The 20,391-nt window shown below is 70.2% G+C and carries 15 protein-coding genes and 1 pseudogene; 8 read left to right on the plus strand and 8 right to left on the minus strand.

Annotated features, from left to right (window positions below):
- Window positions 1–328 precede the first annotated feature (328 nt).
- Complete coding sequence (locus tag ACIRF9_RS33145) at window positions 329–1,099, plus strand: phytanoyl-CoA dioxygenase family protein (RefSeq protein ID WP_403829704.1); 771 nt, start codon at window positions 329–331, stop codon at window positions 1,097–1,099.
- A 28-nt stretch (window positions 1,100–1,127) separates the two neighbouring features.
- Here the strand turns inward: ACIRF9_RS33145 and ACIRF9_RS33150 are convergent, their stop codons facing one another.
- Both ACIRF9_RS33150 and ACIRF9_RS33155 read right to left on the minus strand, forming a co-directional pair.
- Complete coding sequence (locus tag ACIRF9_RS33150) at window positions 1,128–2,852, minus strand: glycoside hydrolase family 6 protein (protein ID WP_403829706.1); 1,725 nt, start codon at window positions 2,850–2,852, stop codon at window positions 1,128–1,130.
- Window positions 2,853–2,943: 91 nt separating this feature from the next.
- Window positions 2,944–4,437, minus strand: coding sequence for a cellulase family glycosylhydrolase (locus ACIRF9_RS33155; protein WP_403829709.1), 1,494 nt, complete (start codon window positions 4,435–4,437; stop codon window positions 2,944–2,946).
- A 316-nt stretch (window positions 4,438–4,753) separates the two neighbouring features.
- On the opposite strand from ACIRF9_RS33155, the gene ACIRF9_RS33160 reads away from it, so the two are divergent.
- On the plus strand, window positions 4,754–7,669 hold the full coding sequence (locus tag ACIRF9_RS33160; protein WP_403829711.1) for a glycoside hydrolase family 48 protein: 2,916 nt from the start codon (window positions 4,754–4,756) through the stop codon (window positions 7,667–7,669).
- Window positions 7,670–7,883: 214 nt separating this feature from the next.
- Window positions 7,884–10,550, plus strand: a complete 2,667-nt coding sequence (locus ACIRF9_RS33165; protein WP_403829714.1) for a cellulose binding domain-containing protein — start codon at window positions 7,884–7,886, stop codon at window positions 10,548–10,550.
- Window positions 10,551–10,614: 64 nt separating this feature from the next.
- Here ACIRF9_RS33165 and ACIRF9_RS33170 read toward each other — a convergent pair whose 3' ends face one another.
- Together ACIRF9_RS33170 and ACIRF9_RS33175 are read right to left on the minus strand one after the other, a co-directional pair.
- Window positions 10,615–12,486 (minus strand): rhamnogalacturonan lyase, encoded by a 1,872-nt coding sequence (locus ACIRF9_RS33170; RefSeq protein ID WP_403829717.1) that lies wholly within the window; start codon window positions 12,484–12,486, stop codon window positions 10,615–10,617.
- Window positions 12,487–12,525: 39 nt separating this feature from the next.
- Window positions 12,526–13,483 (minus strand): annotated as a pseudogene (locus ACIRF9_RS33175) (helix-turn-helix transcriptional regulator).
- Between the two features lie 40 nt (window positions 13,484–13,523).
- On the opposite strand from ACIRF9_RS33175, the gene ACIRF9_RS33180 reads away from it, so the two are divergent.
- Together ACIRF9_RS33180 and ACIRF9_RS33185 are read left to right on the plus strand one after the other, a co-directional pair.
- Window positions 13,524–14,024 carry a hypothetical protein gene (locus tag ACIRF9_RS33180; protein ID WP_403829720.1) on the plus strand — a complete coding sequence of 167 codons (501 nt, stop codon included), beginning with the start codon at window positions 13,524–13,526 and terminating at the stop codon, window positions 14,022–14,024.
- Window positions 14,021–14,527 carry a hypothetical protein gene (locus ACIRF9_RS33185; RefSeq protein ID WP_403829722.1) on the plus strand — a complete coding sequence of 169 codons (507 nt, stop codon included), beginning with the start codon at window positions 14,021–14,023 and terminating at the stop codon, window positions 14,525–14,527. Before ACIRF9_RS33180 ends, ACIRF9_RS33185 begins: the two co-directional genes overlap by 4 nt.
- Here ACIRF9_RS33185 and ACIRF9_RS33190 read toward each other — a convergent pair.
- From ACIRF9_RS33190 to ACIRF9_RS33200, 3 genes are all read right to left on the minus strand, one after another.
- Window positions 14,466–15,239 carry a class I SAM-dependent methyltransferase gene (locus ACIRF9_RS33190; protein WP_403829725.1) on the minus strand — a complete coding sequence of 258 codons (774 nt, stop codon included), beginning with the start codon at window positions 15,237–15,239 and terminating at the stop codon, window positions 14,466–14,468. The two genes, ACIRF9_RS33185 and ACIRF9_RS33190, sit on opposite strands and share 62 nt — an antisense overlap.
- 100 nt (window positions 15,240–15,339) lie before the next feature.
- Window positions 15,340–15,645: a 4a-hydroxytetrahydrobiopterin dehydratase gene (locus ACIRF9_RS33195; protein ID WP_403829728.1), complete on the minus strand. Its 306-nt coding sequence runs from the start codon at window positions 15,643–15,645 to the stop codon at window positions 15,340–15,342.
- A 111-nt stretch (window positions 15,646–15,756) separates the two neighbouring features.
- Window positions 15,757–16,851 (minus strand): ADP-ribosylglycohydrolase family protein, encoded by a 1,095-nt coding sequence (locus ACIRF9_RS33200; RefSeq protein WP_403829730.1) that lies wholly within the window; start codon window positions 16,849–16,851, stop codon window positions 15,757–15,759.
- A gap of 60 nt (window positions 16,852–16,911) precedes the next feature.
- Between ACIRF9_RS33200 and ACIRF9_RS33205 the strand changes: the two genes are divergently transcribed.
- Window positions 16,912–17,742: a helix-turn-helix domain-containing protein gene (locus ACIRF9_RS33205; protein WP_403829731.1), complete on the plus strand. Its 831-nt coding sequence runs from the start codon at window positions 16,912–16,914 to the stop codon at window positions 17,740–17,742.
- A gap of 14 nt (window positions 17,743–17,756) precedes the next feature.
- Here the strand turns inward: ACIRF9_RS33205 and ACIRF9_RS33210 are convergent, their stop codons facing one another.
- Complete coding sequence (locus tag ACIRF9_RS33210) at window positions 17,757–18,194, minus strand: hypothetical protein (RefSeq protein ID WP_403829734.1); 438 nt, start codon at window positions 18,192–18,194, stop codon at window positions 17,757–17,759.
- A gap of 292 nt (window positions 18,195–18,486) precedes the next feature.
- On the opposite strand from ACIRF9_RS33210, the gene ACIRF9_RS33215 reads away from it, so the two are divergent.
- On the plus strand, window positions 18,487–19,350 hold the full coding sequence (locus ACIRF9_RS33215) for a helix-turn-helix domain-containing protein (protein WP_403829736.1): 864 nt from the start codon (window positions 18,487–18,489) through the stop codon (window positions 19,348–19,350).
- A gap of 60 nt (window positions 19,351–19,410) precedes the next feature.
- Complete coding sequence (locus ACIRF9_RS33220) at window positions 19,411–20,217, plus strand: SAM-dependent methyltransferase (protein WP_403829739.1); 807 nt, start codon at window positions 19,411–19,413, stop codon at window positions 20,215–20,217.
- The last annotated feature ends 174 nt before the right edge of the window (window positions 20,218–20,391 follow it).

Consider the following 20,391-nt stretch of genomic DNA (forward strand, 5'->3'; position numbering starts at 1 on the left):
GCCGGGGCCGTGTCCCTGGCCGGGGCCGTGTCCCTGGCCGGGGCCGTGTCCCTGGCCGGGGCCGTGTCCCTGGCCGGGGCCGTGTCCCTGGCCGGGGCCGTGTCCCTGGCCGGGCTCCTCGCCCTGGCCGGGCCCGTGCTCTCGCTTCTGCTCCTGCGGGTGGTGCGCCATGGTGGTCAGCCTCTCGTCCGGTATGCCGTCAGCGTGCGCCGACGCACCGCACCAAGGCCACTCGTGTTGCCGGGACGGCAAAAACCCACCCGGCGCTCTCCGCCGGGACGGCAAAAACGGGATGCGGGGCGCGCACCGGATCCCGGACGATGACCCGATGGAGGACGAGCTGGTCGAACGGTTCCTCGAGGACGGCTTCGTACGGATCGAGGGCGCCTTCCCGCCGCGGGTCGCCGCGGACTGCGCGAGGCTGCTGTGGCGGGAGACCGGTTACGACCCCGACGATCCCGGCACCTGGCAGGAGCCGGTGGTGCGGGTGAGCGGGATGACTGACGGCCCGTTCGCCGCCGCGGCCAACACACCGGTGCTGCACGAGGCGTTCGACCTTCTGGTCGGCGAGGGGCGCTGGATGCCCCGCTACTCCCTGGGCAGCTTCCCGCTGCGCTTTCCGCACGAGACCGAGCCCGACGACGCGGGCTGGCACATCGAGGGCAGCTACCAGCCGGAGGGCGCGTCCTGGCCGTACACCAACCTCCGCTCCAAGGACCGCGCCCTGCTGATGCTGTTCCTGTTCAGCGAGGTGACCGAGGCCGACGCACCGACCCGCATCCGGGTCGGCTCCCACCTGGACGTCCCGCCGCTGCTCGAACCGTACGGCGAGACGGGCGTCCCGGGCTTCGAGATCGCCGCCCGTCTGGAGGAGGCCTCCGCGGGGCGGCAGGTCGCGTACGCCACCGGCCGCCCCGGGGACGTCTACCTGTGCCATCCGTTCCTGGTGCACGCGGCCCAGCCGCACCACGGCACCCGCCCCCGTTTCCTGGCCCAGCCGCCGCTGTGTCCGGCCACTCCCTACGAGCTGGAGCGGCCGGACGGGGACTACTCGCCGGTGGAGTTCGCGATCCGCCGGGGCCTGGCCCGGGAGGGCTGAGCCCCGGCGCGTCCCACCGTCGCCGTCACTACAGCGGCGGGTAGGCGTTCTGCATCAGCTGCTGGAACTGGGCCGAGAACCAGTGCCCGGACAGCGGGGCGTTCGCCAGGGCACCCGACATGTTGTTGCCGTTGCGCGGGTTGCCCGTGTAGGTCGGGTCGCACATGCGGTCGAAGCCCTTGCCCTCGTCGTTCGGGATGGCGGAGCTGGAGCCGTCGGACTCACCCGGCGGCTTCATCCACACGTAGGCGTCGATCCCGGCGGCCGGAGCCGCCTGCGGGCGCTCGCCGAGGCCGGCGCCGGACTGGTTGCACCAGTTGCCGATGTGGATCCGGCGGTCGTAGCGGCCGCCGTCGACGTACGTGTCCACGCTGGTCGTGGCGCCCGGTCCGGTGGGCCGGGCGGTGCCGCCCCAGCCGTTGCGGGAGGTGTCGATCAGCATGCCGATGTTCGACCGGAAGCCGGTGGAGACCAGCTGGGTGCGGAAGGCCTGCGCGTACGACAGCTCGTCGACGTACCGGTTCCAGTCCACCCACTTCGACTGGCGTACGGAGGTGCCGTTGACGCTGTCGTTGATGGTGAAGTTGTTCTCCTTCAGGGCGCTGTAGTTCGCCGTGTTGGTGATGAACCCGTGTACATCGTCTACAGTCGCCCCTTCCGCGGTGGCGGCCTGGTAGAAGAGCTGGGCGGAGGGCGCGAAGTTGTCGTCCCAGCCGAGCCAGCCGTGGTGACCGGCGTCGATGTAGTTGTAGACGTTGGGGATGTCGCCGAGCTTGTTCAGGGCGTAGCCGACGCCCTTCACGTAGTTGCCGTTGGCCTTCATCGTGTCGCAGGCCGCGGTGGCGGTGGGCCGGCTGCCGGTGTTGGTGACCAGGTTGGGCAGCGAGTCGATCTCGATGGTGGTGACGATCCGCAGGCCCGCGTACTTGCTGTCGGCGAGGATCGCCGCGATCGGGTCGATGAACTGCGTCTTGTACTTGTCGATCTCCGTCGGGCCGAGTTCGCCGTTGGAGGCGAGGGCCGCGCAGTCACGGCCGGGCAGGTCGTAGACGACGAGCTGGACGACCTCTTCGCCGCTGCCCTTCTGGGCGAGGGCCGCGTCGAGGTGGGCGCGCAGGCCCATGCCGCCGCTGACGCCGTTGATCGCGGCGATGCGGTCCAGCCAGACACCGGTGGGCTGGTTGGAGATGCGGGATCCACCCGTTTCGGCGGCGGCCTTCGCCGACCACTCCGGGTTCACGTACACCTTGGCGCCCGCGTAGGGGTTGTCGACCCTGGTGGAGGGGGTGCCCGGGTCGGTCGGGGTGCCGGGGTCGGTGGGCCCGCCGGTGCCGCTGTCGACGTTGCAGGTGACGCCGTCGAGCGTGAACGTGGTGGGCACGGCGTTGGTGCCGCTGTAGGAGGCCTGGAATCCGAAGCTGACCGAACCGCCGGTCGGCAGCGTCCCGTTGTAGGTCTCGTTGTTCGCGGTGACGGCCGTACCGGACTGGCTGATCTTCGCGTTCCAGCCGTTGGTGATCTGCTGGTTGCCGGCGTACGCCCACTTCACCGACCAACTCGTCTTCGCGGCCGAGTTGTTGGTCACGGTGACGTTGGCGGTGAAGCCGGTGTCCCACTGGTTCTGCACCTTGTAGTCGACGCTGCACGGGATCGCGGCGATGCCCGGATCCCCGGGGACCACCGCGAGCGCCGTCCCGGAGGCGCCGGCGACCAGCGCCAGCGCGGCGAGTATCGCTGTTCTGCTACGGCTCATGAGTGCGGGTTTCCTTGTCCGTTGCGGGAGTTGTCCGTTGCGGGTCTGTTCCGTTCCCTTGGGGTCGTGCGGCTCTCTTTCTCGGTCGCGCCTATCCGTCGAGGGCGCGCAGACGGTCGCGCAGCCCGGTGCCGTACGCGGTGGGGGTGCCGTCGTAGTTCGAGATGAGGGACGGGCCGGAAGAGCAGTCCCAGGTGTTCCAGGTCCAGCCGAGGTACGACAGACCACGGTCGTCGAACCACTTCATGACCTGGTCGACGAAGGAGTGCGCGCAGGTGTTCTCGCCGATCTCCCCGGCCACGAGCGGCACTTGGGCGGCGACGGGGGCGAGCGTGGAGTTCCAGCAGCTCTCGTTCGCACAGGAATTGAAGTTGTAGACGTGGTACGCGGCCGCGAGATTGCCGGTCGGGTCCGTGGGCTTGTACGTCAGCCACTGGCCGAGGTCGTTGGAGTAGGCGATCCCGCCGGCGAGGATCACGTTCTGGGCGCCGGTCGCCCGTATGGAGTCGACGAGATCCTGCATACCGGCGACCTCGTACCCGATGCCGGGGCAGGTGCCGCCGTCCCGCCAGCACTGCCAGGCCTGGGTGGTCGTGGAGGTCGCACGGTCCGGGTAGGGCTCGTTGAACAGGTCGAACACGACGGCCCGGTCGCTCTTGAAGGTGTTGGCCACCGACGTCCAGAACGACGGTGTGTACTGCATGTCGGGCATCGGCTTCTGGCAGCTCGCGTGCACGTCGGAGCAGCCGGCCGAGTTGCCGGTGTACTGGCCGTAGGTCCAGTGCAGTTCGACGACCGGTGTCATGCCGTGCCCCTCGACACGGGCCACCAGGTCCTTCACCGCGTTGATGTAATTCGCCCCACCGTAGGCGGAGTTGATGTTCGACAGCCCTAGCCAGCACTCCTCGTTGAGGGGGATGCGGACGGTGTTGGCGTTCCAGTCGGCGATCGCCGCGACCGCGGCGTCGTCGACCGGGCCGTCCCAGATGCCTCGGCCCTGCACGCACATGAACTCGCCGCCGGACCGGTTCACGCCGAGCAACCGGCGGGTCCGGCCGTCGGCGTCCACGAGCTGGTTGCCCAAGACGTGCAGGGCGGGCGGCGCGTCACCGGTGTCCGGCGGGTCGGTCGGGGGCGGGGTCGTCGGTGTGGGGGTGGGGGTGGGTTCACTGTCGACGTTGCAGGTGATGCCGTTCAGCCTGAACCTCGTCGGTACGGCGTTCGTCGCGCCCTTCGAGGCGATGAAGCCCGCGCCGACGGCGGCACCGGTGCCGAGAGAACCGTTCCAGCTCTCGTTCGCCGCGGTGACGGTCGTACCCGACTGGGACCACTTGGCGCTCCAGCCCTGGGTGACCTTCTGCCCGCCCGCGAAGTCGAAGGTCAGGCTCCAACTCGACACGGGGGCCGCGTTGTTGGTGATCGTCACGGCACCCTGGAAGCCGGCGTCCCACTGGCTGGTGACGGAGTACTCCACCGTGCACGCGGGTGTGGCTCCCTGAGCCGTCATGACCGGCAGAGCCACGCCCGTCCCGAGGGCGACCGTGCCGGCGACGGCTAAAAGGAGTGAACGAGGGGGGTGTCGCATGAGCGACTCCTTGCAGCTCAGCGCGTCGTGACGGACGCGTCGACTGATGGAATCGCTCCCACTGGTGTCTCGAAGCTAGCGCCAAGCGCTGGCAAAGAACAGGGGAGTCGCTGACTTTCCCTCAACTTTCCGGCGTCGAATCTTTTCGACTCTTCAAGCATCTTGACCGCTCCCACCCCCGTCCCCACTATGGGAGCGCTCCCACTGGTTCAGGGCTTGTTGCTCCTCCCCCCACCGCAACGCCGACGGCCGACCGCCGACTGTCTACAGTCGCCCGCCGACCGCCGACTCCGAGCCGCAAGGAGGAACCGGAACCATGGACCCCTCACGCAGACGCCGCGCGGCGCGGCGCCTGTGGACCGCCGCCGTGGCGGCCCTCGCGCTTCCCCTCGCCATGCTGAGCACGAGCACGACTCCCGCCCAGGCGGCCGCACTTCAGTGCAGCGTCGACTACAAGACGAACGACTGGGGTTCCGGCTTCACCACGGACCTCACCCTCACCAACCGCGGCACGGACCCCATCAGCGGCTGGACCCTGACGTACTCCTACACGGGCAACCAGAAGCTGACGAACGGCTGGAACGGCACCTGGTCGCAGTCCGGCCAGCAGATCACGGTCAACAACGCCACGTACAACGGGACGATCGCGGCGGGCGCCGCGGTGAGCACCGGCGCGCAGTTCACCTACAGCGGCACCAACGCCGCCCCCGCGAGCTTCGCGATCAACGGCACCACCTGCACCGGCGCGCACCAGCCGCCCATCACCGTGCTGACCAGCCCCACCGCGGGCGCGGTCTACACCCAAGGGGACGCGGTCCCGCTCGCGGCGACCGCCGCGGCCGCCGACAGCGCGACCATCACCAAGATCGAGTTCTACGACGACACGACCCTGCTCGGCACCGACACGACCTCGCCGTACACCCTGTCGGCCTCCGGGTTGTCGGTGGGCAGTCACTCGCTGGTGGCGAAGGCCTACGACAGCCTGGGCGCGTCGGCGTCGTCGACTCCCGTCGGCATCACGGTCGCCTCGGGACCGGCCGTGGTCGCCTCCACGAACCAGCTGGCGGTGCAGCAGGGCAAGACCGGCACCTATGAGCTGAAGCTGTCGACCCAGCCCTCGGCCAACGTGACCGTCACGACCGCCCGTACCAGCGGCAACACGGGCCTGACGGTGACCGGCGGCGCGTCCCTCACCTTCACCCCGTCCAACTGGAGCACCGCCCAGAAGGTGACCGTCACCGCGGACGCCTCGGGCACGGGCGCGGCCACCTTCGAGTCGACGGCCACCGGCCATGCGAAGGCGTCGGTCACGGTCACCGAGATCGCCGGCAGCAAGGCGTACGACGCCCGCTTCCTGGATCTCTACGGCAAGATCACCGACCCGGCGAACGGCTACTTCTCCCCCGAGGGCATCCCCTACCACTCGGTGGAGACCCTGATCGTCGAGGCGCCGGACCAGGGCCACGAGACGACGTCGGAGGCCTACAGCTACCTTCTCTGGCTGCAGGCCATGTACGGCAAGATCACGGGTGACTGGACGAAGTTCAACGGCGCTTGGGAGATCATGGAGAAGTACATGATCCCCACCCATGCCGACCAGCCGACGAACTCCTTCTACAACGCGTCGAAGCCGGCGACGTACGCGCCGGAGCTGGACACGCCGAACGAGTATCCGGCGAGGCTGGACACGGGCGTGTCGGTGGGATCGGATCCGATAGCCGGTGAACTGAAGACTGCATACGGTACGGACGATGTCTACGGTATGCACTGGCTGCAGGACGTCGACAACGTCTACGGCTACGGCAACGAACCCGGCAAGTGCGAGGCCGGCCCGACCGCGACCGGACCGTCTTACATCAACACCTTCCAGCGGGGTGCGCAGGAGTCGGTCTGGGAGACGGTTCCGCAGCCGACCTGCGACGCCTTCAAGTACGGCGGCACGAACGGGTATCTGGACCTGTTCACCGGCGACTCCTCCTACGCCAAGCAGTGGAAGTTCACCAACGCCCCGGACGCCGACGCGCGAGCCGTGCAGGCCGCGTACTGGGCGGACATCTGGGCCAAGGCTCAGGGCAAGGGCAGTGACGTTTCGGCAACCGTCGGCAAGGCCGCGAAGATGGGCGACTATCTGCGGTATGCGATGTACGACAAGTACTTCAAGAAGATCGGCAACTGCGTCGGTCCGACCGCCTGCGCGGCCGGCACCGGCAAGGACGCCTCGCACTACCTGCTGTCCTGGTACTACGCCTGGGGCGGCGCCACGGACACCAGCGCCGGCTGGGCCTGGCGCATCGGCTCCAGCCACGCCCACGGCGGCTACCAGAACCCCCTGGCCGCCTACGCGCTGAGCTCCTACGCCGACCTCAAGCCCAAGTCGGCGACGGGACAGGCCGACTGGGCCAAGTCCCTCACCCGGCAGCTGGAGTTCTACCGCTGGCTGCAGTCCAGTGAGGGAGCCATCGCGGGCGGCGCGACCAACAGCTGGGCGGGCCGGTACGCCACTCCCCCGACCGGCACGTCGACCTTCTACGGGATGTACTACGACCAGCAGCCCGTCTACCACGACCCGCCGTCCAACCAGTGGTTCGGCTTCCAGGCGTGGTCGATGGAGCGGGTCGCCGAGTACTACCAGCAGACGGGGAACGCGCAGGCCAAGACGGTCCTCGACAAGTGGGTCGACTGGGCGCTGTCCAAGACCACGATCAATCCGGACGGCACCTTCCTGATCCCCTCCACCCTCCAGTGGTCGGGCCGGCCCGACACCTGGAACGCCTCGAGTCCCGGCGCCAACACGGGACTTCACGTCACCGTCGCCGACTACACCAATGACGTCGGCGTGGCCGCCGCGTACGCGAAGACATTGACGTACTACGCCGCCAAGTCCGGTGACACGGAGGCGAAGACGACCGCCAAGGCGCTCCTGGACGGCATGTGGACCAACTACCAGGACGCCCTCGGTATCGCGGTCCCCGAGACCCGCGCCGACTACAACCGCTTCGACGACGGCGTGTACGTCCCGAGCGGCTGGAGCGGCACGATGCCGAACGGCGACACGATCAACTCCTCCTCGACCTTCGCCTCGCTGCGTTCCTTCTACGAGAGCGACCCCGCCTGGTCGAAGATCGAGAGCTATCTCGCGGGCGGTGCCGCGCCCGTGTTCACGTACCACCGGTTCTGGGCCCAGGCGGACATCGCCCTGGCCATGGGTTCGTACGCGGAGCTCCTCGAATAAGTCCCCGCTAACGCTCCGCGTACCGCGCCGGGCGGCCCCCTTCCCGCATGGGGGGCCGCCCGGTAGTCGCACGTTCCGCACGACGCACCTCTCGCGCCACGCACATGTCGCGCGACGCACGTCCGCACATCACGTCTCGCACATCGCACGTCTCGCACATCGCACGTCTCGCACTCCCCCCGCACACATGGCATCGCGAGGAAGGACCCCCACCGTGCGAAGAAAGCGCATTCTCACGGCCGTACTGGCGCTCGCGGCCGGCCTGCTCGCCGGCGGCCCGCCCGCGCTGGCCGCCGACGGCGGCCCGAAGGCGACGCTGGCCGCAGAGTCGTACACCTGGAAGAACGCCCGGATCGACGGCGGCGGCTTCGTCCCGGGCATCGTCTTCAACCGCAAGGAGAAGAACCTCGCCTACGCGCGCACCGACATCGGCGGCGCCTACCGCTGGCAGGAGGCGAGCAAGACCTGGACGCCGCTGCTGGACCCGGTCGGCTGGGCGGACTGGGGGCACACGGGCGTGGTGAGCCTGGCCTCCGACTCCGTGGACCCGAACAAGGTGTACGCGGCGGTCGGCACGTACACCAACAGCTGGGATCCGGGGAACGGGGCCGTGCTGCGGTCGGCCGACCGCGGCGCCAGTTGGCAGAAGACGGACCTGCCCTTCAAGCTCGGCGGGAACATGCCCGGCCGCGGCATGGGTGAGCGCCTCGCGGTCGACCCGAACAAGAACAGCGTGCTGTACCTGGGCGCGCCGAGCGGCAAGGGCCTGTGGCGGTCGACGGACTCGGGTGTCACCTGGTCGCAGGTGACGAACTTCCCCAACGTCGGCAACTACGTACAGGATCCCAGCGACACCAGCGGGTATGCGAGCGACAACCAGGGGATCGTCTGGGTCACCTTCGACGAGTCGACGGGCACGTCCGGTACGGCGACGAAGACGGTCTACGTCGGGGTCGCGGACAAGGACAACGCGGTGTACCGGTCGACGGACGCCGGGGCGACCTGGTCTCGGCTGGCCGGTCAGCCGACGGGATACCTGGCGCACAAGGGTGTACTGGATACCGTCAACGGCTATCTGTACATCGCATACAGCGACAAGGGCGGCCCGTACGACGGCGGCAAGGGCCGGCTGTGGCGGTACACGACGGCGACCGGGACCTGGACCGACATCAGCCCGGTGGCCGAGGCCGACACCTACTACGGCTTCAGTGGGCTGACGGTCGACCGGCAGAGGCCCGGCACCGTCATGGCGACCGCCTACAGTTCCTGGTGGCCCGACACCCAGATCTTCCGCTCCACGGACAGCGGCGGCACCTGGACGAAGGCGTGGGACTACACGTCGTATCCCAACCGCTCGAACCGGTACACGATGGACGTGTCGTCGTCGCCGTGGCTGACCTGGGGCGCGAACCCGTCGCCGCCGGAGCAGACGCCCAAACTGGGCTGGATGACCGAGGCGTTGGAGATCGACCCGTTCAACTCCGGTCGCATGATGTACGGGACGGGCGCGACGATCTACGGCACGGAGAACCTGACCAACTGGGACAGCGGAGGCCAGTTCACCGTCAAGCCGATGGTGCAGGGGCTGGAGGAGACGGCGGTCAACGACCTCGCCTCTCCCCCGACCGGCGCACCGCTGCTCAGCGCCCTGGGTGACATCGGCGGCTTCCGGCACACGGACCTGACCAAGGTGCCGTCGATGATGTTCACCTCGCCGAACTTCACGACGACCACCAGCCTCGACTACGCCGAGACCAACCCGAACACGGTGGTCCGGGTCGGCAATCTGGACTCGGGTCCGCATGTGGCGTTCTCGACGGACAACGGCGCCAACTGGTTCGCGGGGACGGATCCTTCGGGGGTGAGCGGCGGCGGGACGGTGGCCGCGGCGGCGGACGGCACCCGGTTCGTGTGGAGTCCGGCGGGCACCGGTGTGCAGTACACGACCGGCTTCGGCACCTCGTGGCAGGCGTCGAGCGGGATCCCCTCCGGTGCGGTCGTCGAGTCGGACCGGACCGACCCCAAGACCTTCTACGGCTTCAAGTCCGGCAAGTTCTACGTCAGTTCGGACGGTGGAGCGACCTTCACGGCGAGTGCCGCGAGCGGCCTGCCCAGCGGTGACAGCGTGCGCTTCAAGGCGCTGCCCGGCACGAAGGGCGACGTGTGGCTGGCGGGCGGGGCGAGCGACGGCGCGTACGGGCTGTGGCACTCCACCGACTCCGGCGCGAGCTTCACCAAGCTGTCCACGGTCGAGCAGGCCGACACCATCGGCTTCGGCAAGGCGGCGACGGGCGCCTCGTACCAGACGCTCTACACCAGCGCGAAGATCGCCGGAGTGCGCGGCATCTTCCGCTCGACCGACAAGGGCGCGACCTGGACGCGGATCAACGACGATGCGCACCAGTGGGGTTGGACGGGCGCGGCGATCACCGGTGACCCACGCGTCTACGGGCGGGTGTACGTCTCGACGAACGGCCGGGGCGTCATCTACGGCGACACCTCCGACACCAGCGGAGGCGGAAGCGGAGGCGGCGACGGGGGTACGGACCCCACACCGACCGGTGCCTGCGCGGTGACCTACACGATCACCAACCAGTGGTCCGGCGGCTTCCAGGCGGACGTCAGGCTCGCCAACACCGGGACGAGCGCCTGGTCCGGTTGGAGCCTCGACTGGGCTTTCCCCAACGGCCAGTCGATCTCCCAGCTGTGGAACGCCGACTACACCCAGACGGGTTCGGCGGTGACCGCGAGGAACGTCAGCTGGAACGCCAACGTCGCAGCCGGCTCATCCGTGAGCTTCGGCTTCACCGGCACCTGGACGGGCTCGAACACGAAACCGACGGCGTTCAAACTGGGCGACCAGAGCTGCACGGTGAGTTGACGGCCCGATGACCGTGGGTGCGCGACCCCGGGCCGATACGGCCGGGGCGCGCACCCACGCTCGTTCAGGGGGTGTAGACCGTCGGGCGCGGTGCCGTCGGCATGCCGTTGCCGATGTAGAAGCTCGGGTGCGGCGGTTGGTTGTACGCCGTGTTCTGCCAGGCCAGACCTGTGCGGTACATCGTGTCGTGCAGGAGGGTCGTGATCCTCGTCGTCGTCTCGTACGGCGTCGAGTAGATCCGCAGGGCCGTGTTGTCGCCGGTCGGCCAGACGACCTCCTCGCGCCAGTCGCCGAGGATGTCGCCGGACAGGGACGGGGTGGCCTTGGTGCTGTTGTTGGAGTGGACGTTCGAGCCGGTCAGCAGGCGGATGTCGGAGGACGTGCCGTACTTGTCGATGTGGGTGCCGTCCAGGAGTTCGCGGGTGGTGTCGGCGTCCCACCAGGACAGGAAGTTGACGGAGGACGGTTCGCGGCCCTTGGTCGCGCCCGCCTCGTCGCGGATGGAGGAGTCGGAGGCGGACCAGACCTCGGCCCCGTCGTTGCCCGCCCAGATGTCGCCGGCGACGCCGCGGCCGTTGTCGCAGCAGGCGGCGAGCTGCCAATTGACGGTCCCGTCCGCCGGGTTGATGTACAGCTCGGCGGGCTGGCTGCTCGACTCCGAGACCTTGAAGTACTCCAGGCCCGCGTGGGACGGGTCGAGGTCGCCGAGGTGCTGGGCGTCGCCGTGGCCCGTCTTCGTCGTCCACAGGCCGTTGCCGTTGTCGTCTACCGCCATCGCACCGTAGACGATCTCGTCCTTGCCGTCGCCGTCGACGTCTCCGACGGAGAGGCTGTGCGAGCCCTGACCGTCGTATCCCTTGCCGGAGTTGGTGGAGGAGTTGGTGTCGAAGGTCCAGCGGCGGGTGAAGGTGCCGCCCCGCCAGTCCCAGGCGGCGATCACCGTGCGCGTGTAGTAGCCGCGCGCCATGATCAGGGAGGGGCGGGAGCCGTCCAGGTAGGCGGTTCCGGCGAGGAAACGGTCGACGCGATTGCCGTACGAGTCGCCCCAGGAGGAGACCGTGCCGCGGGCGGGGACGTAGTCGACGCTCTGCATCGCCTTGCCGGTCTGGCCGTTGAACATGGTCAGGTATTCGGGTCCGGACAGGACGTAGCCGCTGGAGTTGCGGTAGTCGGCCGACGAGCTGCCGATCACCGTGCCCGTGCCGTCGACGGTGCCGTCGGCCGTCTTCATGGCGACCTCGGCCTTGCCGTCGCCGTCGTAGTCGTACACCTGGAACTGCGTGTAGTGGGCGCCGGACCGGATGTTGCGGCCCAGGTCGACGCGCCACAGGCGGGTGCCGTCGAGCTTGATGCCGTCGAGGATGGTGTTGCCGGTGTAGCCGGACTGGGAGTTGTCCTTGGCGTTCGTAGGCTGCCACTTGAGGACGAAGTCCAGGGCGCCGTCGCCGTCGAGGTCACCCACGGAGGCGTCGTTGGCCTCGTAGGTGTACGCCACTCCGTCCGGGGTCGTGCCGCCCGCGGGCGGGGTGAGGGGAACATCCTTGTAACCGGTGCGCAGTTGGACCGCGTGGACGGAGTCGGCCTGTTCGACACCGCCCACGATCGCGCGGACCGTGTAGTCGGCCTGCGCGGGGGCGCCGGAGTGGAAGTAGTTGGTGGAGCCGGTGACCGGGGTCGAGTTGACCTTCGTGCCGGCCCGGTAGACGTTGAAGGAGACGCTGTCGGGGTCGGTGCCGAGCCAGCGCCAGCTGACCAGGTTGCCGCTGTCGGTGTGGACGCTGACGACGCCCCGGTCGAGGGCTTCGACCTGGCGTGCGGTGGCGGCTTCGGCGGTGCCGGTGCCGAGCGCGGTCAGGCCGGCGGCGACCAGGGCCGCCGCGGCCGTCGCCGCCGAGAGGAGGGCTCGGCGTCTGCGGTGCTTGTGCGGGTGCTGCACGGGGCGAACCTCCAGAGAGGACGGACGGGTTCCGCACTCTCAGTCGCCACGGGCTTCGGCCACGTTGCCGTATCTTTCGGCCAGTTCGGCCGCCGTGCGGGCGATCCGGAGGCGCAGTTCGACGGGTTCCAGGACCTCGATGCCCGTGCCGAGACGCAGGAACTCGCCGTGGGCGTGGTCGACGGACTCGATGGGGACCGTGGCCCGGATCCAGCCGTCCGTGTCCGCCGGTCCGTCGACCGTCATCGGCCGTCCGAGCGTCACGCCCGGCGCCAGCCGCACCACCGCCTCGGCCGTGTACAGCCGCCGGTGGAAGTCGCGCTGGTACGCGGTCCAGTGAGCGGCCAGGTCGAAGTCGTCCGGGCGGGTGAACTGCTCGTCGGTGCTCGTGAGTTCGAGGATCTGGTCGACGCGGAAGGTACGCGGGCCGGGTCCGGCCACCACGTACCAGCGGCCCGCCTTCAGGACGAGGCCGTACGGTTCGACGCGGCGATGTACGTCGGTGGGTGTCCGCCAACGACGGTATACAATATGCAGGATTCGGTTGCCCCATACGGCGTCGGCTACCGCCGGCAGATACGGCACCTCGTCCGCACCCGCGTACCAGCCCGGCGCATCCAGGTGAAAGCGCTTGCTGAGCCCGGTCGGCCTGCTCCCGCAACTCCGCCGGCAGGGCGGCGCGGACCTTCAGCTGGGCGGCGGACAGCACCGGGCCGAGGCCGAGGTCGGCGGCGGGACCGGGCACCGCTGCGAGGAAGAGGGCCTCCGCCTCGCCCGTGGTGAGGCCGGTGAGGCGGGTGCGGTAACCGTCGAGGAGGCGGTAGCCGCCCGCGTGCCCGGCGTCGCCGTACAGCGGGACGCCCGCGGCGGCCAGTGCGTCCATGTCCCGGTAGACCGTACGCACCGACACCTCCAGCTCCTCCGCGAGCTGGGCGGCGGTCATCCGGCCCCGGGTCTGGAGGAGCAGCAGGATCGAGACGAGACGGGCGGACTTCACTGCCACAGGATGTCAGTGAAGCGGCCCTAGCGTCCTCCCCATGGCTCCCACCTCCGTTTTCACCGAGAAACTGCTGACCGTTCCGCCCCCGATCGAGGTGGCGGGGCGGTGGGTCAAGCGCTATCACGTCACCTCCGACCCGGCGGGCATCGCGCCCGAGGTGGAGCGGGCGGCGTACGCGTTCCTGCCGGAGTTGCTGCCGGAGCCGGACGGGACACCGCCGGCCACGTTCGTCGTGCTGCACCGGGGCGACGACACCGGCGCCTACCTGAACGCGTACAGCTGGGTCTGGGACAACGTCCTGCACTTCCGGGGCGCGGCGGCGGGCCAGCCGGTGCTCGGCTGCCCGGACCTCGACCCCACCCGCTTCATCGCACCGGACCAGCCGTGGATCGGCTGCGTCTGGGAGCTGCCTCCGATCCTGCACGAACGGGACGCGTGGGTACGGCACATGCTCGCCCGCCCAGCACCCGAAGTCCCCGATCTCGACGCCTACTTGGCCGATTCCCTGCCCGAAGGAACCACAGGAGACCGTTCATGAGCAGCCCGCACGACTTCGACTTCTTCCACGGCGACTGGGAGGTCCGTCACCGCCGTCGCACCGACTTCCTCGACCCGGGCAGCGACTGGGAGGAGTTCCCCGCCACCAGCCGCTGTTGGCCCCTGTTCGACGGGGCGGCGAACGTCGACGAGATCGACATGCCCCACCTCCGTTCGAAGGGCGTGACCCTGCGCCTGTTCGACCACGAGAGCGGTCTGTGGTCGCTGAACTGGGCCTCCAGCCGCAGCGGACGGCTGTTCCCGCCGGTGGCCGGCGCCTTCACCGGAGGCCGTGGGGAGTTCTACGGCGACGACACGCACGACGGCAAGGACGTGCGGGTCCGGTTCGTGTGGTCGGGGATCTCCGACGCCACCGCCCGCTGGGAGCAGGCCTTCTCGCCGGACGGCGGGGAGACCTGGCTGACCAACTGGGTCATGGAGTTCACCCGGGCGACGACCGAGCCGGCGGCGGGACCGGTGGCTTCCGGAACGCCCGCAGGGTGAACTCCGGTTCGGCGCGCGGCCGTTCCTGGTCGGGCAGGGCTGCGAGACGCGCGGCGAACTCGTCGGCGAGGGGATGACCGGGCGGCAGGGTGACGAACCAGCCGCGCCGGAGGTCGGCGATCGCCCGACGCGGACTGCGGCCCTGCCCCCGGCCCGGAAACCGGCCCTGCCCGGCCGGGACCAGGCCGCAGCCGACGGCGTACGCCTCGACCAGCTCGGCCGCGTCGGACGCGGGACGGCGCGGGCGCGAGGCGAGGACGCCGTCGATGTCGCTGCCCACGTTGTGCGAGGCGCCCTTGTCGACGGTGGTGACGTACACCCCGCCCGGCCGCAGCACCCTGGCGCACTCGGCGACGATCCGCCGTACATCCCCGGCGTCCTCGACCAGGTGCAGCAGCCACACGCTGCTCACGGCGTCGAACTGCTCGTTGGAAAAGGGGAGTTGACGGCTGTCGGCGCGCACGATCGCACCGGGCAGCCGGGCGTCCGCCTGCCGGGCCATCGCGGGCGACAGGTCGACGCCCGTCACGCGGAGGGCGTCGCGGCCGGCCGCGAGCCGCCGGGTGACGATGCCGGTGCCGCAGGCGACATCCAGGAGACTGCGCGCGCCGGGCGGCAGCAGGCCCAGGACGGCCTCCGCGGCGGCGGCCGCGCGGGGTTCACCGCCGCGCGAGGCGTCGTAGCGTTCGGCTTCCTTGTCGTAGTCCAGCACGCGCCCTCCCCGTTCCGCCCGTCGACTGTATGCCGTATGCCGCCTGTCGGATGCCGGATGCCGGATGCCGGATGCCGCGGACCGTATCCCGTCGACCGCGTCAGTGCGCGCCGTGTCCGGCGGCCGCGGCCTCCACCCGGCGGGCGAGTTCGACGTCGAGGTCGGTGACGGCGCCGCCGACGCTGTGGGTGTTCACGGCGAGGGAGACCGTGTTGTAGCCGAGGGTGAGGTCCGAGTGGTGGTCGAGCTCTTCCTGGATCTGCGCGACATGGACGACCAGGGCGGTCGCGGCGAAGTGGGAGGCCAGCCGGTAGGAGCGGGTGAGGCGGTCGCCGTCGAGCGACCAGCCGGGCAGCTCGGACAGCCGGTCCTCGATCTCCTTCTGAGAAAGCGGTTCCACGGCCATGGTGTGGCTCCCTTCCTGGGTGTCGCGTTCCTGTCCAGCCTGCCACAGGAGAGCGACGGCGGCCCTGGTCAGGAGGGTTCCCGGCGCCCCTCGGCGGGAACCCTCGGGGCCTCAGGTCCGCGCGCCCTCGTCGGCGAAGTCGTCCGCAAGGGCGGCGATGCGGGCGCGGCCCTCCACCTGTCGCAGCCAGGTGTGCGGGAGGCCGTGGTCGCCGTACCGGGTGCCGAGCAGGTTGCCGCAGATCGAGCCCGTGGAGTCGCTGTCGCCCGAGTGGTTGACCGACAGCAGCAGGGCGTGCTCGACGTCGGCGTGTGCCAGGGCCGCGTAGACGCCGATCGCGAGGGCCTCCTCGGCGATCCAACCGGCGCCGAGCCGCTCCACTTTCTCCGCGGTGGGGTCGCCCTCGCCCGCCAGGTCCAGGGCCCGCTCCAGAGCCGTGCCGGTCTCCTCGTGGCCGGGGTGCCGGGCCAGCAGTCGCAGGGTGCGCAGGACGGCGCCCTCGATCGACTCCCCGTCCGCCAGGTACGAGACGATCGCGGCGAGCGCCCCGGCCGCGTAGTAGCCGGTGGGGTGGCCGTGGGTCATCTGGGCGCACACGGCGGCGAGGCGGAACGCGGTGTCGGCGGGTGCGCCGGTGAGGCCGAAGGGCGCGGACCGCATGACGGCGCCGCAGCCCTTGGAGTCGGGGTTGACCGGTCCCGGCGGGCCCAGTTCGGTCCACGGGTCGGGTACGAAGTCCTGCTCCAGGCCGCTCAGGCAGGCGTTGCCCGGGGCGCGGCGGGCGTACAGCCAGGGCTCGGTGACGAGGCCGTCGGCCGGGCCGGCGTAGCCGTGGGTGGTGGGCCCGCCGTCGGGGGCGGGTACGCGCTGGGTGTGCAGCCAGCGCTCGTAGGCCCAGCGCACCAGCCGGGGCCCGCCGCCTCCGATCCCCTTCCCGCGCTCGCGCCGGTGTGCCTGCTCGATGCCCTCCGCGCTGAACAGCGTCATCTGCGTGTCGTCGCTGATCCGGCCGACGACGCCCGTCGCGTCCGGGACGAGCCCGGTGACGCCCCGCTCGCCGTGCCGGGCGCGGATGCGGCCGAGGGAGTCGAACTCCACCGGGTAGCCCAGCGCGTCACCGAGCGCCCCGCCGAGCAGACAGCCGCGTACCCGTGCCCGGTACACCGCCTCGGCCTCGAACGTGAACCTCCGCGGATTCCACGGCACGGTCGTCCACCCACCTCTCGCCCGCGGCCCTGCGCCGGCTTCTCGACTACGGTCGTACGTATGGCCATTGTCGCGACCAGTACGAACGTCCCCTCCACCGGTCCCGCCGAGCAGGGCGTGGGTCCACTGCTGCGGGCCTGGCGGGAGCGGCGGCGGGTCAGCCAGCTGGAGCTGGCGCTGCGGGCCGGATCCTCGGCCCGGCACATCAGTTTCGTCGAGACGGGCCGCTCCCGGCCCAGCGAGGAGATGGTGTTGCGGCTGGCCGAGCACCTGGAGGTGCCCGTGCGGGAGCGCAACGCGCTGCTGCTGGCGGCCGGTTACGCCCCGCACTACGCGGAGACCCCGCTGGACGATCCGGCGCTGGACGCGTTGCGCACCGGCCTGGAGCGGCTCATCCAGGGCTACGAGCCGTACCCGGCGCTGGTGGTGGACGCGACGTACGACGTCGTGGCGGCCAACCGGGGGATCACCATGCTGCTGGAGGGCGTCCCGGAGTCCCTGCTGACCCCGCCGCTGAACGCGATGCGGCTCACGCTCCATCCGCGGGGCCTGGCACCGCGCATCCGCAACCTGCCCGAGTGGCGCGGCCATCTGCTGGACCAGATGCGGCGTCAGATCGCCTTGAACCGCTCGGCTCCGCTGCGCGCGCTGTACGAGGAGGTGGCCGCGTACCCGGTGCCGGAGGACGGGCGCCGTGACGAACCCGCCGAGCCCGTACCGCACTTCGCGCTGCCGTTGCAGATCGAGCACGACGGACGGGTGCTGTCGTTCATCTCGTCGATCTCCACGTTCAACACCCCCATGGACGTGACCGTCGCCGAGCTGGCCATCGAGACGTTTCTCCCGGCCGACCCGGCGACGGTCAAGTACCTTCACTCACTGGCTGGCTGATCGTCCATCAGGTGTCAGGAGCGCTGGTCACTCCTGGTCACCTTCAGGGCGAAGTGCTGGAGGGCGGCGAATCCGGCCACCGTCAGGGCCTGCAGCACCGTCCAGATCGCGCCCACCGTCGTGGGCGACAGCCCGATGGCGAGCGTGACACAACTGAGCACTGTCCAGGCGAGGTTGGCCTCCACGACCAGCCGTACCGGCAGCGCCGCCGGGCGAGCGCGGGAGGCGAGCAGACCGACGGCGATCGCGAACACCGTGAGGAACGCGCCCAGTTCGATCAGCAGGGTGGCGTCGACACCGAGGAGTCGGCCGAGGGGGCCGGACGTGGCGAGGTACGCGAGGCCGTTGACGCCCGTCACGACGGCGTCCACGGCCAGGAAGCGGCGCAGCGCGGTGTACGGCTCGGCGGTGCGGGCAAGGGCGGTGAGCGGGGCGGACTGGGCTGCGGACATGGCGAATCACCCTCCGTCGAGGTCAGAGTCGAGCTCGTGGTCGTGGTCGTGGTCGTGGTCGTGGTCGTGGTCGTCCGCCGGTGGTGGCGGGGACGCGGATCCCGGGCCGGAGTGCGCCGGCCCGGAACCCGGTGACTCCACGATCCCGTCCCGGCGCCGACGGGTCGATTACCCCCGACGTCATGTACTCCTGACGTCACGCGTGGCGAGGACCTCACCTCCGTACTCGTGAGACCGCGGCCGGAACATGACACACTGGCCCGCGTGCCTCGACACGTAGGGGAGACGTGGCGTGAGTGAGCGGCGACCCGCACCTACGGTGGGTCAGGTGGTACTCGGCAGACGGCTGCAGGAGTTGCGTGAGGCGGCCGGCCTCGGTCGTGAGGAAGCGGCGCGCGCGCTGCGCGTGGCTCCCGCGACCATACGGCGCATGGAAACGGCCGAGGTCGCGCTGAAGATCCCGTATGTGCAGGTGCTGTTGGAGACGTACGGCGTCCCCGTCGGCGAGGCCGAGGCCTTCGTCCGGCTGGCCGAGGACGCGAACCTGCCCGGCTGGTGGCAGCGCTTCCACGACGTGCTGCCGGAGTGGTTCAGCCTGTACGTGAGCCTGGAGGGCGCGGCCCGGCTGATCCGCAGTTACGAACCGCATTTCGTGCCGGGGCTGTTGCAGACGGAGCGGTACGCGCGTGCCGTCCTGGAGGCCGGGACGGTCGGGCGGACGACCCCGGAGGCGATCGAGCGGCACGTGTCGCTGCGCATGGCCCGCCAACGGCTGCTGGACGCCCCCAACCCGCCGCATCTGTGGGCGGTGATGGACGAGACGGTCCTGCTCCGCCCGGTGTGCGAGGACCCCTCCGTCATGCGCGAACAGCTCGACAGACTCCTGGAGTTGACCGAGCGCGACCGGATCACCCTGCAGATCGCCGAGTTCACCGACGGCCCGCACCCGGGGACCGTCGCGCCCTTCTCGCTCTTCCGTTTCGCGGAGCCCGAGCTGCCCGACATGGTCGTCACCGAGTACCTGACCGGGGCCCTGTACCTCGACTCGCGCACGGAGGTCTCCGCCCATCTGGAGGTCCTCGACCATCTGACGACGCATGCCGCGTCGGCCCAGGAGACACAGAAGATCCTGCGGGACGTCCGCGGGACCCTCTGACAGCACCGTTTCACGACAGCACGGACCACAACGGCCCCACGCGCGAGGAGAAGAGCCCGTATGACCGGATCCGAGGCCCGCAAGGAGCCCGTCCGTATCGACACCAGTCGGCCGCACCCGGCCCGCGTCTACGACTGGTGGCTGGGCGGCAAGGACAACTACCCGGTGGACGAGGAGCTGGCCCGGAAGATCCTCGCCGTGGACGGCACGGTGCTGCGCGGGGCGCGCGCCAACCGCCGCTTCATGCAGCGGGCCGTCCGCGCGGCCGCCGAGGACGGGATACGCCAGTTCCTGGACATCGGCACGGGCATCCCCACCGAGCCCAATCTGCACCAGGTCGCGCAGGGCGTGGTGCCGGAGGCGAAGGTGGTGTACGCGGACAACGACCCGATCGTGCTGCGGCACGCGGAGGCCCTGCTGCACGGCACGGCCGAGGGCTCCACGCAGTACGTGCACGCCGACGTCCGCGATCTCGAGACGCTGCTGACCCGGGCCGCGGACTCCCTCGACCTCGAGCAGCCGGTGTCGCTGTCGCTGGTGGCGCTCACGCACTACCTGGACGACACCGCCTACGACCTGGTGCGGGAGTACATGGCGCGGCTCGCCCCGGGCAGCTGGCTGATCCTCTCCCAGGTGACCCCGGACCTCAGTCCGGAGGCCATCGAGAACGCGGCGAACCACTTCCGCCGCAGCGGCACCCCCTTCTTCCCGCGCTCCCTCCCCGAGTTCGCCCGCTTCTTCGAGGGCCTCGAACTGCTCGGCCCGGGCGTCATCCCGGTCTCGGGCTGGCGGCCGGAACCGGAGGACGTGGCGGTGCAGGCGGAGGGCATCGTGCCGGTGTACGCGGGGGTCGCCCGCAAGGCGTGACCGTGCCCGGTGCGGATGCCGTGAAAGGTACCCGTACGGACGTCCCAAGCGCCCCGGGCGCCGTCCGTATGGGTGCCGTGCGGGTGCCGTGCTGCGCGACCGTACGGCCGTACGCCCGGACGGGCGCCGTGAACAGGTGCGTCGCGCCGCGCGCCCCTAGCGTCGGAGGACGGG

This window comes from Streptomyces sp. NPDC096132 (assembly GCF_044763345.1).
Lineage (GTDB): Bacteria > Actinomycetota > Actinomycetes > Streptomycetales > Streptomycetaceae > Streptomyces.